Below are 17,942 nucleotides of genomic sequence, written 5' to 3'. Positions count from 1 at the left end.
CCTCAATTAATCAATTTTCCACTCATGTTTCAATCTACATATGCCCACATCATTTATAATCGATGTAATATTAAACTCATACACATTTCTATAATAATCATAAGCCCGGCCGTCTTCGGCATGAATGGCCACATCCAGGGAGTATCTTCCCTCAACCAATAAAAGTTCCTCGATTATAAATTCGACCGTCCCCTGTGGATTTATTTTATTTATCTTTATTTTATCTATACAGGTGTTTGTTCCATAACAGGAGATTCCGTCCTGATTGAAGATACCAATCCCAAATACATATTCATCCATGTCTTTATGTTTTTTATATGATATTTGTATAGTAACTTTTTCTCCACAGGTGAAGAAATGTTTTGTTTCACCGTTATCATTTATCATTCTGACATCGATTATTTCCACTTCTTTGCTTCCCCAGCGCTGTTCACCTTGATTGATAACCCTGGATTGTTCAGGCTGAGCTTCTTCCGGTTGAATTGCCTCTAATTCTTCTGATTTTATGCTTCTTTCCTGCTCCTCTTTGCTATATTCTCTTTCAACTATGTCTTCCCTTTTTTGGTTCATAAACTGTAAATAAGCATCTACGACCTTTTTGGGTTCTCCATTATCCTGAATAGATCCTTCATGGACCCATACTGCTTTATCGCACAGTTTTTCAACGCTCCCCAGGTCATGGGTCACAATGACTATGGTGGTATTGATTTTTTTAAATTCCTTGAGTTTATCAAAACATTTCTTCTGAAAATTGGCATCGCCAACGGCGAGTATTTCATCTATCAGCAGTATATCGGGTTCCACGTTTATGGCCACCGAGAATGCCAGGCGCATGTACATGCCTGAGGAATAAGTCCTGACGGGGTTGTCTATGAATTCTTCAAGTTCCGAGAATGCGATGATGTCGTCGAGTTTTTTATCTATCTCCGATTTTGTGAGCCCGAATATGGATGCATTTGTGTATATGTTCTCTCTTCCGGTCATATCGGGATGAAAGCCCGCTCCCAGTTCCAGGAGGCTTGATACTTTGCCGTATATTTCTATCTGTCCCCTGTTTGGATATATGATTTTGGTCAGCAGTTTGAGCAATGTGCTCTTGCCGGAACCGTTTTCACCTATTAAGCCTACGGTTTCACCTTTTTTTATATTCAGGTTTATTCCTTTTAAAACCCATCTATCTTCAAATTTATTCCGGTTTCTGAAAAGTATTTTTTCCTTCAGCGTCAGGCCCCTGTCATGATAGATTCTGAATTTTTTCCATACGTCGCTGACTTTTATCACGTCCATTTTATATTTCCTCCGCAAAGTTCTTCTGCAGCGTCTTGAATACGGCATATCCGAATACGACAAGCATCAGCCCTGAAATAAGCGTAATCCCCAGCATGACAAGATCCGGCGCCTTGCCGTAATAGAGAATGTCTCTGAATGCGGTGATAATGGGTGTCATGGGATTTAGAAAAAAGTATACAATATATTGTTTTGGAATCATCTCTATAGGAAATATGATGGGCGTAAAGTAAAACCATGCCATCAGAAAGATTGCCAGCAGATGTTCCAAATCTCTGAAATAAACGTTTATTGAAGCAGCCAAAAATGAAAAGGCCAGTGTGATTACGTATTCCACCAGTATGACTATGGGCAAGTATATGATAGATGAGGTTATGCCTATTCTGGATATTATCAGGCACGGAAATAGTATGACGAAGCTGTAAAGAAGGTTCATGAGCGCTCCAGTGACGACCGATATCGGGAGCACTTCTCTTGGAAAGTAAACTTTTTTCACTAAATCCTTGTTGGATATTATTGTGCCGGCGCTGGTCTGCAGCGACGTGGAAAAGAAAATCCAGGGAAGCAGTGCCACAAACAGAAACATGGCGTATTTATCTATGTTGATTCTCATTATTGTAGAAAATATAACGGTGTACACCAAAAGCTGCAGCAAGGGGTTTACGAATGTCCACAAAAAACCCAGCACCGAACCTTTGTATCTTGTCCTCAAGTCTTTTTTTACAAGGCTTTTGAGCATTTCTCTATATTTGTAAAGTTCTTTTATATCTTCAATCATTAAGTTTTCCCTCGTTTTCGACTATATCTCTCCAGTAATTCAGCACATCTTTTAGAGTTTCTTCTATAGTATATGTTGGATGCCACGATGTGAGTTTTACAAGCCTGGTATTGTCGCACCTGAGGACAGGCACATCTGAGGGCCTCATCCTGGCAGGGTCCTGCTTTATCTGCACGTCCACTTCAGAAAGCGACAGCAGCACATCCAGTATATACCGTATCTTATACGACTTTCCGGAACCTATATTGTAAACCTGGCCTTTTTCGCCTTTTTGGAGCAGGTCATAGTAAGCCTTCACCACATCCCGCACATCGGTAAAATCCCGTTCGGCTTCAAGATTTCCCACCGCCAGCACCGGTTCCAGTTTTCCTTTTTCCATAAGAGCGATTCTTTTTGCAAAATCCGGAGCCGCAAAAGTGGGATTCTGCCTGGGGCCGATGTGATTGAAAGGCCTTGCACGCACGATATCCATGCCATACGCCTTAGAGTAAATTTCCCCCAGCATGTCCTGGGCGACTTTGCTGACCGCATACGGGTTGGCCGGCCTGAAGGGCTGCGTTTCATTGACAGGCAATTCATCGGGCCTGACAAAGCCGTATTCTTCACTGGAGCCAACCAGCAGTATCCTGGGATTCATTTTCAATTCCATCAGGCTTTCCAGAATATTTATAGTGCCGCCGACGTTTACTTCCATTGTCATCTGCGGTTCTTTCCAGGATACCGCCGCAGAGCTCTGGGCGGCCAGGTGAAATATGCAGTCGGGCTTTACATGGCTCAGTACTTCCAATACCTGGCTTTTTTGAGTTACATCCATCTTGAAAACTTGAAATCCTGTATTTTGGATGTTTTCTTTAAAATAAGTGCCACAGACTTCGATATTACGGCTTTGAAGATACACGGCAAGATATTCGCCCACAAAACCGTTTATACCCGTAATCAAAGCCTTCAAGATATCACCTCATTTATCGTTGCCTGCAGCTGTCTCCAGCATATATTCCTGAAATTTCATTTCTTCTTTTACTCTGTCGAGGTCTGCAAATACCATTCTCCGCACCAGTTCTTCGAAGGATATTTCCGGCTGCCATCCCAGTTTCTTCCTGGCTTTTGTGGCATCCCCTAGCAATACATCTACCTCCGCAGGCCTGAAATATTTCGGATTTACTGCCACTACAACTTTGCCCGTCTTTTTATCCAGGCCTTTTTCCTCTACGCCTTCTCCCATCCATTTGATGTCAATATTGACATGTTTGAATGCCAGTTCTACAAATTCTCTTACCGTGTGAGTCTGGCCTGAAGCCACTACGTAATCGTCGGGCTCATCCTGCTGCAGCATAAGCCACATGGCTTTCACATAATCTTTAGAATGGCCCCAATCCCTTCTGGCATCGAGATTGCCGAGTTCCAGCACATCCTGCAGGCCCAGTTTTATCCTGGCAGCCGCATCGGTTATCTTGCGCGTGACGAATTCCTTTCCCCTTCTTTCCGATTCGTGATTGAAAAGTATGCCGGAACATGCGAAAATATTATAGCTTTCCCTGTAGTTTCTGGTAATCCAGTGCCCGTAAAGTTTTGCCACACTGTAAGGGCTTCTCGGATAAAAAGGTGTCGTTTCACGTTGTGGCATTTCCTGTACAAGGCCGAACATTTCGCTGGTGGAAGCCTGATAAAACCTCGCATCGGGCTTCACCATTCGAATTGCTTCCAGTATGTTCGTGACTCCGAGAGCGTCGATTTGGGCGGTGGCCAGAGGCTGTTCCCAGGATGTTGCCACGAAGGACTGCGCTGCAAGATTGTATACTTCGTCCGCCTGGGAAATGCGCATGGCATTTATCAGGGATACGGGGTCTATCATATCTCCGTATATGAATTCGATTTCATCTTTCAAATGTTCTACATTTCCGTAATCGACCTTGCTTTTTCTTCTCAACAGGCCGTAGACTTTGTAGCCCTTCTCCAGAAGCAGTTCCGAAAGATAGGAGCCGTCCTGGCCTGTTATTCCGGTTATTAAAGCTTTTTTCATTTGATCCCAGCCTTTCTTATTTTTTATCCTTTATCCTTCAGGTATGTTAACGTATTTTATTCCTCCCATATTTCCAGATATTTAATATCCAGATACTCATTTTCTACCCCCTGGATGTCAAGTCTTATGGATTGCTTTCCTTCTTTTAAATCTTTAGTAGTGCGAAAGGTCTTTGAAATCGGCGCATTTCCCGTATCGGGTGCGATGTCGCCGGCCTGGTATTGCGGATTTGTCCCTTCCTGGGTGAGGATGTTCAAAGTTATTTTTCCTCTTGATATATTTCCTTTTATATCCATATTGATTGTATAAAATGTATTTGCTTTCAATGATATATTCTCTTTGTTGGATAAAAATGCGGGTTGTTCTCCGCTGGCAGCAATCCTTGCATAGTCTTTATCCATCTTTATATCTATAACGCTCCCCTGCGAATTCTCAATCTGCCATAAATCGGGAATGCCGTTTTTATCGGTATCTATTGTAAAATCTGAAGCAAAGACAAGGCCATCCAGTTTTTTATAATAATTTTTGTCGTCTATATGCTCAGCCAGCAGTTTTGATTTATATATATAGAGCATGAGCTTGTTTGTCATATCCAGCTTTTCCGGAGCATGTTTCGGAGCTTTCATGTTGATTTGGGTAATTTTGTCATATATGGAAATGGATTTTTTTGTCAGGTTCAGGGCATCATCTTTTTTCCCCTGTCTTATATACAGCTCCGCCACCTTCTCATAAGCGTCGGCAAGGTTTTCCCAAATGTCGGCATTGAACGGATTCAGCTCCGATGCTTTTTCCAGTTCCGCAAGACCTTCGGAAAGCTTACCCTTGTTAAGGTAATAGGCTGCCATCTGCACCCTGAGCTTGGCGTTATACGGGTCCAGATTTACTGCCGTTATCTTATCCTCTTCGGCCTTCTGTAATAGACTTTCATCCTTTGTCTGCCTTCCTATTGCTTCTTCAATCTGGCTGAGATCCGCTTTAAATGAAGATGTTAAAGGGTCGTATTTTGAAGCTTTTTCAAAGGCTTCCCTAGCCTTTGTCACATTCTGCTGCTGAATATAACTTACCGCCTGCTGGCCGTACATATATCCCTGATACAGAGAAAAAGAAATTAATATAAATACGATGGAAGCAACGACGCACGGCCAATGAAATACGTTTGAGGTGGAGCGGGGCAAAGCTTTGGGTGCAGATATTATGCTTGCCGCTTTAATAATCCCAAAAATTTCCCAAAGGAAAAGGGAAACTGCACCTAGAGAGAGGTTGAAATCCATCATGCTATGGCCGCCAAGCGCAATGGCGCAAGCCAATGCTCCCCAGCTGAGCGCTCTGATTGCCATATCAGAATCAGACTTCATTATATAATATTCCGCACGGAATATAATGAGCCACAAAGCAACCAGAATTAAAAAGCCCAGCGTCCCCGTTTCAGTCCACACTTGAAGGAAGAAATTGTGAACTTCGGTACTGAAATACCTATACGATTGGAATGCAAAATACATTGCTTTCCAGCCGCCGCCTCCAGTGCCGATTAAAGGATGTTTTTTTATTATCTGCAATGCATCACGGTAAAACGTGAGCCTTTCCTGGACACTATGGTCTCCCATCTGAATGCTGGACAATCTCTGGCCGATGTTCTGCGGGAGAAATCTGGAAGCCATATGAGAAACAGGGGAGTCGGTGGTAAATACTATATAGCAAATGGATCCCAGAAGTACTACGAAAACTATAACTACCGTAATGATTATTTTCGGTTTTATATTAATGGTTAAGCGTTCACCGGCTTTTTCAACGGCAAAATACAGAATTACAGCAATGGCAAGACCGGCTAGGTACCAGGACCATGCCGCCATTTTTTGCTGTGCGGATATGGCGGCGCCGAAACCCGGCGAAACGGCTATGGCTGAAATGAAAGTTTCCACGGAATTCCCGAATATTTTTCTTCGGTATTTTCCCGGCATTCCTGCCAGAAGTATTATGAAAAATAAAGGAAACATGAGCCATGCTCCCCGGGATAAGGAAAAGAGAAAAGCCAGGAAAAGGGTGTAATTTATGCAGGCAAGAATCGCCCTCTGCCAGTGTTTCTCGGAAACAACCCAGAGTGCGGCACATATCATAAAAGCGCCGGTAAGGTATGCAGCAAGGGTGTTGTGGTACTGAAGGGTGGAATTTATCATACCGTCCACAAAAGCGCCGTTATATGCAATTGTACGGGCAGCGGCGCCGATTCCGACAAATGCCACACCGAAAGCGGAAAGCACCATTGTCCACAAGATTATTCTGATATCCTTCTCAGTGCTGGTAAAATCAGATACAAGGTAAAAAGCCATGAAGTAGTTTATGTATTTCAAGAGCTCTCCTACTGCATAGCGGATATTTACCGCAGCAAAGATTGAGATAAAATAGGCCGCTACCAGGGCAAGGGCAGCATAATCTATAGGTGATTTCAATATATCTTGCTCTTTTTTTATAAAGCCTTTATAAATCATCCATGTCATGAATAAAAGTCCGGTGTATATATGCGTTGGCAAAAATTCCTTATCAAAAAACATACCCCTGAAATATGGGGGGTAGAACAGAAGTATGATGAGTCCCATGTAAATTATATAATATAAAGTTCCCCTTTCAGCGGGGAAGCCTGCTGAAAAGGATGCCGTTTTCTTTTCTTCTTTTTTTCTCTGTTCCTTTAATTTCTGTTTTCGTCCCATTAGCTTCACCTGTTTCTAAATAAATTTTGATATTGAGCAGATAATCTTTGATTCGTAAAAAAGCGCAAAGCTCCACCATATGATTTGCGTGCCTTTTTGCAAATCACAAAATATGTATTTTCGGCTTGCAAGGGCGCCGGAACGCCTCAGGAGTTTGCCGCTTTGTACAGGGTTTTTGCTCAATTTTAATTTATTCTACATCAGGAGGCGATTTCCTTCTTTTTTTGGCAATATTTTTGGATGCAACATTCTTTGGGCCGCGGCGACGATGTGATAAAGAAAAAGCCGCGCTCTCGCGCGGCCTATTCCAATAAGCCTTCGGTTTTTGCTACAATAGTGGTGCAGACCATGTCTCCCCATACATTTATCGCCGTGCCTGTTACGTCTAGATAAGCAAAAATTGCCGCAATCCATGCAACTATTTGCGTGGGAAGGTTAAATGCTTGAATCAATATTGTCGCTATTGCCAGGCCGCCACCGGGCACTCCGGCGCAGCCAATTGAAAAGAGAACACCAAGAAGCACAAACTGAAACAAATCTACAATATTTGGATTCGTCCCGACAGCATACATTCCCAGCATAATGTAAAGGGGGATTTCTATTGCCATCGAATCCATATTGAATGTAACTCCAAGAGGTATGCCAAAGTTAGAAAGTTCATCCGACACCCCTAGTTCTTTCATACACTGAAGGGTTACCGGCAAAGTAGCTGCGCTGCTGCATGTTGTGAAAGCCGTAATCAAGGCTGGGAAAATTTTTTTGGTAAAGGCGAACACATTGAGTCTTGTGATAAGCCAGAAAACGAGGAAATACATCAAAGCAATGTGAACCACAAATCCTACCGTGTACGCAGCAATAAAGCGAATCATTTCGGATACGAGAGCACTCTTAAACGTTGAAATGGACACGGCCATCAGTGCAAAAACGCCTATGGGAGCGTAATACATAACGTATTTAGCGATAGTGACAAATAAAGTCATTCCCGCATTTAAAATATCGCGAAGAACAGTCTTGTCTTTGCCGTTTTCAAGCATCACTACAACTAGACCGGCAATCAGAGCAAAGACGACAATCTGAATAATATTGCCTTCGGTGATGGCACCCAATGCATTGCTCGGTATCCAATCTAAAAAAGTATTAACTGTCAGTTTGTTGACTTGTTCTATTTTCTGCCCTTGTATTACAAGGCCTGTTCCCGGTTTCCATATTAAACCGGCAATGATTCCGATAAATGTTCCGATTAATGTAGTCAAAAGGAACCAGCCTACAACTTTTCCCGCCCATTTCTTCAATTTTCTAACATCTGAAATATTGGCAAATGAGGAAGCTATTGAGAAAAATACCAGGCCAGGCACTATCATGAACAATAGTCTTACAAACAAATCGCCCAGAGGTTTTATTGCCGTTATTGAATCACCGCCTATAAATCCGACAATTATGCCTAATATTGATGCTATTAACAATATTTGTGCAAAATTAAGTCTTTTAATCATATGATTCCCTCCTTGTGAAGAAATTCTTCAATGCCGTAAAGTAATGCTATTATGTTTATTCGAGAAGCATTTTTGCCCATATGGCCAATTCTGACGGTTTTTCCTTTCAGTTTCCCAAGCCCGTCTGCAATCAGGATATTGTATTTATTTTTTAAGTGGTTTATAAGTTTTATTGAATTCAGGGCTTCCGGCATCTTTGCTACAGTTATCACCGGCGTTGGTTCGGCTTCTTTGCAGAATATATCAAGCCCCATTTCATTTAAGCCCCTTCTCAGCATTGACGCAACGTCGCAGTGCCGCCTGTATCTTTGCACTATTCCTTCTTCTTTTATGGCTCTCAGGCATTTGTTTAACGCGAAAATCAGATTAACCGCCATACTTATGCTGTACGGCTGAAAGTTTGTCTGTTCACGGCGGAACCTGTCCCAAACGGAAAGGCTCGCATACCAGCCCGGAGTAGGCACTTTCCTTTTCCTGATAATTTCGAGAACCCTCTTGCTGACTGCAAGTATGGCAAGCCCCGGAGGTGCACCAAAGCCTTTCTGGGAAGCTATCGCGCATAAATCTATGCCATAATTTTCCATATCTATCGGGACAATTCCGGCTGAAGATACGGCATCCACTGCGAATACAACACCATGCTTTTTTGCAATACATCCTATCTCTTCCAATGGATTTAAAGCTCCCGTGCTTGTTTCACTATGTACCAGTGCCAGTGATTTTACAGCAGGATTTTTTGAAAGGAATCTCTCCACTTGTTCAGGTGCAGCAGCTTTTCCCCATTCTATTTCAAGCACCTTCGGTCTTATACCGTACGTTTCTAATATCTCAATCATTCTGTGAGCAAAATGGCCATTATCGACAATGCCGATTTCTTCACCACTTTCGCCAAGAGCCAGGACCATGCTTTCCACTGCAAGATGGCCGGAACCGTTAACAATAAAGACTTCTCCCGGAACCTGCAATAATTCTTTTATCAAATCACAAGTTTTATTGTAGAAATCCGCCCATTCAGCCCCATAATGGCATACTACCTGCCTCCCCATTTCCAGCAAAACATCCTGTTCCACATCGCAAGGGCCCGGTATCATCAAAACATTTTCCAACGGAAGTTCCTCCTTACTTAATATGCAATATAAATAATTTTGATAAATATTCTGTATTATTCTGCGTCTCTCTTCCTTGATTTTTCTATCATCTTATAGTAACATTAAAATGGATTAAAAAGCAGCTGAAGTTTTGGGTTTTAGAGCTTTTGCCCGCTAAAGGCTTGCATAATATAGTCAATTTATAACAATTCTTTTTATTGTAACCTCCTTTCTTTTGCTGATGATAAGACGAGAGAAGAGATTTTTTAAGCATGGTTTTACCCCAGTATTAAACTAAAGTTCAAATATATAATACGCTATAGTGTATGATATATCAAATTTTATTTGATGCTATAGCGTATATTTGACTCTATTTTCTTTTTATTTTCTTTTATTTTCCCCATATTTCTTGATATTTCATCTTTTTAGGATAGTATTATATTTATTGACATGGCATAAAAGGGTGAGAGTTAGATGGACATAGGTTCTAAAATAAAAGAAATGCGTCAGAAAATGAATATGTCAAGAAAGGATTTTTCTCAAGCTACAGGCATTTCGGCTTCTTATCTTTCAGAAATTGAAAGAGGCATCAAACGGCCAACAGTGGATATCATATTAAAAATATCACAGGCATTTAACTTAAAAATATCTGAATTGCTGGATGAAACTCCCTCCAATCCCTTGAGCCCGGAGCTAAAAGATTTGGTCGAAACAGTAAGAAATTTCAAACCGGAACAAGTAAAATTGTTAAACGATTTCCTGAAGTCAATAAAATAACAGCATTTAATATAAACTCGACTGGACAAAAAAAGCTGCGGTTTATTGCAGCTTTTTTCTTGCAGCTTTTTTCTTTTTAGAGAGATTTTGTTAAGACTATGTGGAAAAAAAGAAGAATATATAGTTTATATCATATACATAAGAATATATTTACTATGATCAACATATAATTATAATAGCTGTATAGGTTCGGACTATACAGCTATTCTTACCACGCTGCGGAGGATTCGAACCTCCGCAGTTTTTTATGCTTTAATTTTCTCTAAATCATCTTGTTCAAGGATTATATGTAAATCACATAATTGTTCCCGTCAATAAAAATCATTATCCGCCTCAATTGGGTAGTTTGCCGGGGCTTATGATTTCCACCCTGTCGTCAAAAACGAATATGCGTATGCTGCTGTCTATAAAATAATCCCGGTGCACCAGCGCATTGACGACAGCCTCCTCCAGGGCTATCTCGGGAATCTCCAGTATGCCCGGAAGATTTACATTTTGGCCCCGCTGGACTTTTTTCAGGTTTCTTTTCAAAAAGGCCATGGCATCTTTATATTGGTGGAATAATATGCCGTCGATGTCTTCGCTGTCGAGGTATTCATTTCCACTTATATCAGTACCCGGAAATGCCACTGCCTTTATAATGTACTGGGGTCTTATCCTGGAAGGTTTAGCGCCGAAGATGAGAAGTCCGGCCAGGGTGAGATTGCCTTCTTTTAACAGCTTAAGGTTTGTGAGCAACTTTTCAAGGGGAAGGCCACTTTGATCCAATGACATCCCATATTCTTTTTCATAAAAGTCCCTGAATACAAACATGTCGATATCATCGATGGAGGTGGTTGGAATAATCATTTCATCACCCCGGGGAACATTAATAATGACAACCAATTTGTCATTGCATAGTATATTTTCCGTGGTGACGCTTAAAGGAGGTTCCAATTTGCCGGATGCGGCGTTGGAAATGGTTTGATTCAATCTATGGATATTGTCTACTCCGACAAGTTCACCTTTATCTGTGACTCCAATGATGATTTGACCTCCTTCGGTGTTTGCAAATGCACATATCTCAGCGGCCAGTGCGTCTATGCTATCGATTTTTTCTTTGAATTGAGTTTTGGAATCCTCTCCCTTTTTAATCAGCTTCAAGAGGTCGCTGCATTCCATTTTCTCACTCCTCATCTGCCTCATTTTTCCACAATTTCGTATTTATCCTTGCCGATGAATATGAGCAGGGCCTGTTTGAGGTCTTTTTTGTTTTCCAGGCGGCGGCTTTTTTTATAGCGCTCCAGCTGCTCCTGACCTTCAGCCTTTATTTTTTCAATGTATTGTGCAAAGTCCGGCCTTCTTTCTTCACTCTTTTTTATATATTTCAGTTCCAAAATCCATTCATATTTCACATCAGGGGTACGCATATCCCGTTCGAGATAAATATCTATGTATCCGGTTTCGACTTCCCGCTCACTTACGGGTATATAAACCGGGCTGATATTTAAAAGGGACAGCAAGATTACTTTTATATATTTTTCATCGAAGTCGATCATATCCCTGTTGGACAGGGATTTTAAGATGTTCTGGCTTATATATGTGATAAACGGCTCTATCGTGCCGTTGTAGGCCATATCTTCTATAGCTTTTTTTAATTGAGTGGTATCAATTTTTACGCCGTAGTCTTTTTTAAGAGAATCAGCTATATATTCCCAGAATACGGTTTTTATCACGTAATTGGGTATCTTGAGTACGAGTCTGGTCCTTTCTTTTCTATCAATGGTCAGAAGGCCCATGTAAAACAGCAAGGATATGAAATAATCATGATCATACATCCTGTCAAAGGAAAATCTTGTGACTATATCGGAAGTGATGCTTTCATCCTGTATTATTTTCTCGAGCATTTTTTTGTTTTCTTTGTTTACCGCAAGACGGTTTAACCTTCCGTAATCCATCTTCACGTTGTCGTCTATCAGTCTTTCTGGAATTCGTTTTTTTCTGATATACTGATCGAGAAAGTATAACATCATGTCGGGATTATATAATCTTTCATTTCCTTCAGGATGGAATAAATAGCCATCGTAATATTCCTTTATTTTTATATCTATTTCTTTTTGCCCTATCCCCAGTTTATCGCAGATGCCGCTTACTTCTTCCCGGGTAAATCCCAGCATTTCATTCAATTCCTGGTCCATAGTAATGTTCATGGCGATGTTGAAGCCGCTGGTGAGGTCATCCAGCATAATGGGGGATATGCCGGTGATGAATATTCTGTCTATGACGCTTTCGGTGCCTATCTTGACAGTCTCGTAAAAATCTCGCACGAAGTCGGATGCTCTTATGATGTCATTGTAAAAATCTTTTTCCCCCATGGCGATGATGTCATTGGCAAAGTGGTCGTATTCGTCGATGATGAGGTATACTTTTTTTTCTGTTGTTTTTACTGCATCTATAAATTTTATGAGCGCTGAGCCTGTATCGTCTGTGGCCTCGATTTTTTCTTTTATCGTAAGAATATTTGCAAAAAAATTACTATATATATTTAAAAAATTTACAATTGAATCAAGCACCCTTAAATGGAAAGATTGTTTTAGTTCCTCTTTGCTTGATGTATTCAACCCTGAAAAATTCATTTTCAAAATTAAATATTGGTTTCTAAATACGGTGGGGTTTTTACCTATATATAAGTCGCCAAAGAGTTTCTGAAAATCTTCTCTGGCATTTATGTCGTAGTAGTGCTCCAGGGTGGACAAAAACAGGCTTTTGCCGAAGCGGCGGGGCCTGATGAAGAATATGTATTTGCTGTTTAGGTTTTCCAGTTTTTCTATGTATGGTGTTTTATCTACGTAAAGATACCCTTGTTCCCTGAGGCTTTTGAAGTTGGAGATGCCGTATGGAATTTTCATAGGGCGCCTGGCCTCCTGCACAGTTAACCCTCCCGTTTATATTTTCTGATTATAATGATATCACAGGGCTTGAAGTATCACAAGGCCCAAGTACACCATATATGTAAATAATAAAAAAAATGACCGGACCATCATATGGAGGCGAAGACCGGTGTCAGATCGATTGTGATATCTGGGAAAACCGAGACTTTTACTTTGTCTTTTTCCGTGTAGGTTTCAGGCCTGCCGTATCTTTTATTTTCCTGCAGGGTGAATACGCTTATAAATTTCCCCTCGGGCTCTACTATCCAGTATTCTTTGACACCTGCTTTTTCGTATTTATTAAACTTTAATACCTTATCTTTTCTCGATGTGGAAGGTGATGAAATTTCAATGATGAGCTCGGGGATTCCGTAAAAACCTGTGCCTTTGAGGCCTTTATTGTCGCAAATCACCACAATATCGGGCTGCAGGACGTTTGTGATTTCATCGTCGCTTTCATTTTCTTCAGGCAACCTTAAATCGAACGGCGCTGTAAAAACTCTGCACGGTTTTTGCTGGAGAAAATTGGCGAACTGCCTTGTAAGTTCCACAGAAATCGTTTGATGTTGCCATGAGGGGGTTGCTTGCATGTAGGGCACGCCATCTATTATTTCCCATCTTTCATCTTCAGGCCAGGTCAAGTAATCGGCGTAGGTATATTTTTTATTTTCCTGTGGTAATGGCATGCTACCACTCCTTTATCTTCTGTTTTTTATGTGGCTGCACTGGTTAATCATTTCTCATTTTTCCACAATCTCATATTCATCCTTGCCGATGAATATGAGCAGGGCCTATTATTAATGATACCACATCGTGATAAATTCTCAAATATTATATTTGTCAATAGTTGTCAATAGTGCCATCCCAATTTGCTACGCCAGTAATTGATTCCATTAAGTATGGTTCCGGGCAGGAAATTCCATATCTCTCTATAATTCCGCCTCCAGATTTTTTATCACTGTAAGGCCCAGGTCCACTTTCTTGGTCTCGTTCAAAATGTCGAGCAGGACTTTGGCTCTGCCTTTTCTGCTGTCCACGTCTATGATGAGCCCTTCGAAGTCCTTCAGCGGGCCGTCGATGATTTTGACTTTTGTGCCTACTCTTATGCCGGTGGAGTATCCTATGATATCCGATGCTCCGGTGAGCTTCAGGATGGGCCTCATTTCTTCCACGGGCACTTCGGCCGGTTCCAAGTCTGCCATGAGCAGTTTTGAGCCCACCGGCATTTTTTTAATGTTGTTGTAGGTTTCTTCGGTCATGGTTGTATTTATAAATACGTATCCGGGGAACAGGGTGCGCACCACTTCGATTTTTTTCCCCTGCCGCTTTTCCATGAGCCTTCTTCGGGGTATCAAGGGTTTTATCTCATCCGGCGGGAAGATGTGCTCGATGGCTTCCTTGAGCTTATTCTCCTCGCCGCTTTTTGTAAAAAGCACGAACCATTTTTTTCTCATTGCAAATCGGGGGTGTATCCCCGGAAAGCCTCCCGGTGGACCGGCAAAGCGGCGCAATGGCCAGGCCGGTTTGATTTATGATCCGGCATTGTATGTCGATTCATGCCCGGTTTTGTTTTTATTCTACATTGGGAGGCGATTTCCTTCTTTTTTGTGCGATAATTTTGTTCATCTTGTATGAATTCGGGTTCTACCTGATTTTTCCACAATCTCGAAAAAAAACACTATGCTTAAAGCGCATCCGTATTGAGTTGAGTTTAAGATTAAAGTATAATGGATAAAGATAAATTCGGGTGAAAGGGGTTTTTTCCCATGGAAGCTGTTTTCCTGTGCCGGCCGGATACGGAACTTCTGGAGCTCGATTGTATCGAGATGGATGATACAATGCGGCATGTATTTGAACAGTATGCTTCTTCGGAAGAAATTATTCTCGTCGATTCCAGGGATAAGGCTATAAAGTGCAGCATAGATAGAAAGCAAAATCTATTGAAGGGGCGCGGGCTGGGCAGATTCATCAAATCTTTGAAAAAAAACTTTTTTTATTTGCAGCCTAAAGAAAACGGGACATTTTTCATATCGCCGGAAAATGTCAGCTCTCTCAGGTTTGCCGCAGAGAGCATTTCAAATCCCCGCATTCATTTTTTAATGGGCGAAGGAAAAAATAATTTCAAATGGGACTGGGATCCCGGCTCTTTGCATGACATGAAGCAGTTTTATATCCATCAACAGGCTCTGGCGTTTGCTGTAAGGCCGGGGTTTGATACGCTGCTTTCGCTGAACGTGGCGAGAAATATCGAACCGTACGAGTATCAGATAAAAACTGTGAAGCATGTGCTTCAAAGAATGCGCGGGCGGGCGCTGCTGGCCGATGAGGTGGGCCTGGGAAAAACCATAGAAGCCGGGCTCATTATGATGGAGTATATCATTCGCGGCCTGGTGAAGAAGGTGCTCATTCTAACACCCTCGTCTCTGGTGGAGCAGTGGCAGGAAGAAATGCTGAGCAAGTTTAATCTGGATTTTATCAGTTACGACAGCCCGGAATTCAATAAGTATGAAAACGGGTGGACCCGTTTTGACCGCATCATCGCCTCCGTGGACAAGGCTAAGCGCCTGGCCAACCGTTCTCTGGTGTGCGAGGCGGAATACGACATGGTGATAGTGGACGAGGCGCATCATTTTAAAAACCGCTCCACTCTCGGATGGCAGTTGATCAATATGCTGAAGAAGCGCTACATACTGCTTCTGACGGCCACTCCCGTGGAAAACGATCTGGAAGAGCTTTTCAACTTGATTACTCTTTTGAGCCCCGGGCAGCTTGACACCGCTCAGAATTTCCGCCGCCGCTTCATCAGCCGCGGGGACAGGCTCAAGCCGCAGAATCTGGACAGTTTGAAAACCCTTCTTAAAGATGTAATGGTGCGCAACCGCCGCAGCGATACAAACTCCATATCCGTGAAGCGCTATGCGGAGGTGGTGGAAATTGAGCTGTCGCCTCCGGAAAAGATGCTGTATGATGAAATCACCGCCCTTGTCCGAAACTATTTTAACAGCAAGGAAAAAACAATATTGAATCAGTTTTCTTTGAAGACATTGCAGCGCGAAGTTGGAAGCAGCGCATGGGCTGTGGCTCCCACCCTTGAAAAAATGGCATCCCACGATGAAAACCCGCCGTATCTTGCGAAAAAGCTTCAGCAGCTTTCGGGCAAAGCGAGGGAAATCCATGATAATTCCAAGGCCCAGGCTCTTTTAAAACTCCTTAAAAACATCGATGATAAAGTTATAGTTTTTACGGGATTTCAGCGGACAAGGGAATATCTGGTAGATTTTCTGCAAAAGCAAGGGTTTCGGGTGGCCACTCTGCACGGCAGCATGCTCAGGCAGGAAAAAGAGCGGGAGGTGGACGATTTCAGGGAGCATGCCCAGGTACTGGTCAGCACCGAATCCGGCGGCGAGGGCCGCAATCTTCAGTTCTGCCATGTTATGGTGAATTTTGATTTGCCGTGGAACCCCATGCGCATCGAGCAGCGCATCGGACGGCTGCACAGGATAGGGCAGAAAAACAGTGTATTTATTTACAACCTTTCCGCAAAAGATACTATTGAAGCAAAGATACTGGAGCTTTTAGACGCAAAGATAAACATGTTTCAACTGGTGGTCGGGGAACTGGACATGATCCTCGGAAGCCTGAAAGAGGAGAAAGATTTTGAGGATATCATCATGGAAATATGGGCGGAATCCAAAACGGAAGAAGAACTTTCAATGCATCTGGAAGAGCTGGGAGAGCAACTGGCTTCAGCCAAAAAGCATTATGAGGCCGTAAAGCATATAGATGAAAATCTTCTGGGGGAGTTGTTGCCCGATGGAGAATAATGTTTATTCGATACAGGATTTCGTGGTGCGCACGCTGGAGAGCTTCGGCGCTCTAATCGAGCAGAAAGGATATGCGCTTATCGAGGCCCTGGTGCCTGACTTTCTTGCGGAAAAATTCAACGGCAGGAATCTTTTGAACCTGGCCTTTGATTACGAGGTGGCCCGAGAGAATAGAGACTCCGAATTTGTGACATTCGGAAGTTTCATCCTGCACGAAGTCACGGAGCTTGCCCTTTCGAAAGGAAGGGCGGTGGAGTTTTTCATACCAGTAGAGAGGCTGGACCTTGCGCCCAGGATTGAGGAAATGCTGCGGGAGTCCGTATACTTTGCAAAGTGCAGGCCTCCCCGGCTCAAAAATTGGTTTTTCCTCGAACATTGCTACTATAACTTTAATTTCCACTGCGTCTACCACTCTGATGAAAATCAGGAGGAAATCCTGCCGGTGCTGGTGGACATGAGTACCGGCAGGCAGGATGATGAGGTGCAGGAGCTTCTTTGCGAGATGGAAAAAGTTCTTCCGGCGGAAAAAAGGCAGCATATATTGCCTCAGGCTCCAGTGATATCGGACGGCGACGCTTACGCTTTCGCGTGTGCCGCAGCAAAGCCCAGGATAAGCGATAAAATGGAAAGGATAAACGCCGCCCAGGCTGTGCTGAAAAACAGGGAGATGGCTCGAGTGTCAAGGTTTTATGAAGATACTATAAAGGATTTGGAGAAAAAGCTTGCGAAAACACAGGATGAAAAGCGCGTCGCCCGTATCAAGCAGCAGATTGAAGCCGCCAAGGCCGATAAGATAAGGAGATGCCAGGATGTGGAGGAAAAATACTCGGTGAATGCGGAGGTTTTTCTGGATAGCATTGTTATTTACCGCCTTCCAAAACTTCATTTGAATCTGGAAATCCAGCAGAAGGATGAATTTTTTGAGTTTGAAGTTTTATACAACACTCTTTCCCGAAAGATTGAAACGCCTTTATGTCCTCGCTGCGGGCGCCCTGCATCTTCGCTTATGCGCGAGGGCAAAGCGGTGCATTGCGGGTGTCGGGATACCCTTGAGTAATCTT

At 42.6% G+C, this 17,942-nt stretch carries 14 protein-coding genes; 3 read left to right on the top strand and 11 right to left on the bottom strand.

Annotation, left to right across the window (positions count from 1 at the left end):
• Window positions 1-6: 6 nt before the first annotated feature.
• The 7 genes from AC6I1H_RS13590 to AC6I1H_RS13560 all read right to left on the bottom strand — a co-directional run bounded on the left by AC6I1H_RS13590 (window position 7) and on the right by AC6I1H_RS13560 (window position 9,389).
• Window positions 7-1,287 carry an ABC transporter ATP-binding protein gene (locus tag AC6I1H_RS13590; protein ID WP_497738080.1) on the bottom strand — a complete coding sequence of 427 codons (1,281 nt, stop codon included), beginning with the start codon at window positions 1,285-1,287 and terminating at the stop codon, window positions 7-9.
• 1 nt (window position 1,288) lies between these two features.
• On the bottom strand, window positions 1,289-2,065 hold the full coding sequence (locus AC6I1H_RS13585) for an ABC transporter permease (protein ID WP_497738079.1): 777 nt from the start codon (window positions 2,063-2,065) through the stop codon (window positions 1,289-1,291).
• Window positions 2,058-3,014 (bottom strand): GDP-mannose 4,6-dehydratase, encoded by a 957-nt coding sequence (locus AC6I1H_RS13580; protein WP_497738078.1) that lies wholly within the window; start codon window positions 3,012-3,014, stop codon window positions 2,058-2,060. The genes AC6I1H_RS13585 and AC6I1H_RS13580 overlap by 8 nt, the downstream gene beginning before the upstream one ends.
• A gap of 9 nt (window positions 3,015-3,023) precedes the next feature.
• Window positions 3,024-4,085 carry a GDP-mannose 4,6-dehydratase gene (gene gmd / locus AC6I1H_RS13575; RefSeq protein WP_497738077.1) on the bottom strand — a complete coding sequence of 354 codons (1,062 nt, stop codon included), beginning with the start codon at window positions 4,083-4,085 and terminating at the stop codon, window positions 3,024-3,026.
• Window positions 4,086-4,141: 56 nt separating this feature from the next.
• Window positions 4,142-6,790, bottom strand: a complete 2,649-nt coding sequence (locus tag AC6I1H_RS13570) for an O-antigen ligase family protein (RefSeq protein WP_497738076.1) — start codon at window positions 6,788-6,790, stop codon at window positions 4,142-4,144.
• Window positions 6,791-7,092: 302 nt separating this feature from the next.
• Complete coding sequence (locus tag AC6I1H_RS13565) at window positions 7,093-8,283, bottom strand: dicarboxylate/amino acid:cation symporter (protein WP_497738075.1); 1,191 nt, start codon at window positions 8,281-8,283, stop codon at window positions 7,093-7,095.
• Window positions 8,280-9,389 (bottom strand): pyridoxal-phosphate-dependent aminotransferase family protein, encoded by a 1,110-nt coding sequence (locus AC6I1H_RS13560; protein ID WP_497738074.1) that lies wholly within the window; start codon window positions 9,387-9,389, stop codon window positions 8,280-8,282. The genes AC6I1H_RS13565 and AC6I1H_RS13560 overlap by 4 nt, the downstream gene beginning before the upstream one ends.
• Before the next feature lie 456 nt (window positions 9,390-9,845).
• On the opposite strand from AC6I1H_RS13560, the gene AC6I1H_RS13555 reads away from it, so the two are divergent.
• Window positions 9,846-10,148 (top strand): helix-turn-helix domain-containing protein, encoded by a 303-nt coding sequence (locus AC6I1H_RS13555; protein ID WP_497738073.1) that lies wholly within the window; start codon window positions 9,846-9,848, stop codon window positions 10,146-10,148.
• A gap of 333 nt (window positions 10,149-10,481) precedes the next feature.
• On the opposite strand, the gene AC6I1H_RS13550 is transcribed toward AC6I1H_RS13555, so the two are convergent.
• The 4 genes from AC6I1H_RS13550 to loaP form a co-directional block, all read right to left on the bottom strand.
• Entirely contained in the window at window positions 10,482-11,309 is an 828-nt protein-coding gene (locus AC6I1H_RS13550) for an AlbA family DNA-binding domain-containing protein (protein WP_497738072.1), read from the bottom strand.
• 20 nt (window positions 11,310-11,329) lie between these two features.
• Window positions 11,330-13,036: an ATP-binding protein gene (locus AC6I1H_RS13545; protein WP_497740803.1), complete on the bottom strand. Its 1,707-nt coding sequence runs from the start codon at window positions 13,034-13,036 to the stop codon at window positions 11,330-11,332.
• Window positions 13,037-13,167: 131 nt separating this feature from the next.
• A complete protein-coding gene (locus tag AC6I1H_RS13540) occupies window positions 13,168-13,743 on the bottom strand; it encodes a Uma2 family endonuclease (RefSeq protein WP_497738071.1) in 576 nt (191 codons plus the stop codon).
• 243 nt (window positions 13,744-13,986) lie between these two features.
• Window positions 13,987-14,493: an antiterminator LoaP gene (loaP, locus tag AC6I1H_RS13535; RefSeq protein WP_497738070.1), complete on the bottom strand. Its 507-nt coding sequence runs from the start codon at window positions 14,491-14,493 to the stop codon at window positions 13,987-13,989.
• Window positions 14,494-14,823: 330 nt separating this feature from the next.
• Here loaP and AC6I1H_RS13530 point away from each other — a divergent pair, with 330 nt between their 5' ends.
• Together AC6I1H_RS13530 and AC6I1H_RS13525 are read left to right on the top strand one after the other, a co-directional pair.
• Window positions 14,824-16,881, top strand: a complete 2,058-nt coding sequence (locus tag AC6I1H_RS13530) for a DEAD/DEAH box helicase (RefSeq protein WP_497738069.1) — start codon at window positions 14,824-14,826, stop codon at window positions 16,879-16,881.
• Entirely contained in the window at window positions 16,871-17,938 is a 1,068-nt protein-coding gene (locus AC6I1H_RS13525) for a hypothetical protein (RefSeq protein WP_497738068.1), read from the top strand. Before AC6I1H_RS13530 ends, AC6I1H_RS13525 begins: the two co-directional genes overlap by 11 nt.
• Window positions 17,939-17,942: the final 4 nt, after the last annotated feature.

This window comes from Biomaibacter sp. TOL (genome assembly GCF_059717795.1).
This window is presented reverse-complemented; position numbering and strand designations above follow the sequence as displayed.

What these genes read in the sequence shown, in the direction of transcription:
- AC6I1H_RS13590 (WP_497738080.1), bottom strand. Translation starts at nt 1,287, where the DNA reads ATGGACGTGATAAAAGTCAGCGACGTATGGAAAAAATTCAGAATCTAT.
- AC6I1H_RS13585 (WP_497738079.1), bottom strand. Translation starts at nt 2,065, where the DNA reads ATGATTGAAGATATAAAAGAACTTTACAAATATAGAGAAATGCTCAAA.
- gmd (WP_497738077.1), bottom strand. Translation starts at nt 4,085, where the DNA reads ATGAAAAAAGCTTTAATAACCGGAATAACAGGCCAGGACGGCTCCTAT.
- AC6I1H_RS13570 (WP_497738076.1), bottom strand. Translation starts at nt 6,790, where the DNA reads ATGGGACGAAAACAGAAATTAAAGGAACAGAGAAAAAAAGAAGAAAAG.
- AC6I1H_RS13565 (WP_497738075.1), bottom strand. Translation starts at nt 8,283, where the DNA reads ATGATTAAAAGACTTAATTTTGCACAAATATTGTTAATAGCATCAATA.
- AC6I1H_RS13555 (WP_497738073.1), top strand. Translation starts at nt 9,846, where the DNA reads ATGGACATAGGTTCTAAAATAAAAGAAATGCGTCAGAAAATGAATATG.
- AC6I1H_RS13550 (WP_497738072.1), bottom strand. Translation starts at nt 11,309, where the DNA reads ATGGAATGCAGCGACCTCTTGAAGCTGATTAAAAAGGGAGAGGATTCC.
- AC6I1H_RS13545 (WP_497740803.1), bottom strand. Translation starts at nt 13,036, where the DNA reads ATGAAAATTCCATACGGCATCTCCAACTTCAAAAGCCTCAGGGAACAA.
- AC6I1H_RS13540 (WP_497738071.1), bottom strand. Translation starts at nt 13,743, where the DNA reads ATGCCATTACCACAGGAAAATAAAAAATATACCTACGCCGATTACTTG.
- AC6I1H_RS13530 (WP_497738069.1), top strand. Translation starts at nt 14,824, where the DNA reads ATGGAAGCTGTTTTCCTGTGCCGGCCGGATACGGAACTTCTGGAGCTC.
- AC6I1H_RS13525 (WP_497738068.1), top strand. Translation starts at nt 16,871, where the DNA reads ATGGAGAATAATGTTTATTCGATACAGGATTTCGTGGTGCGCACGCTG.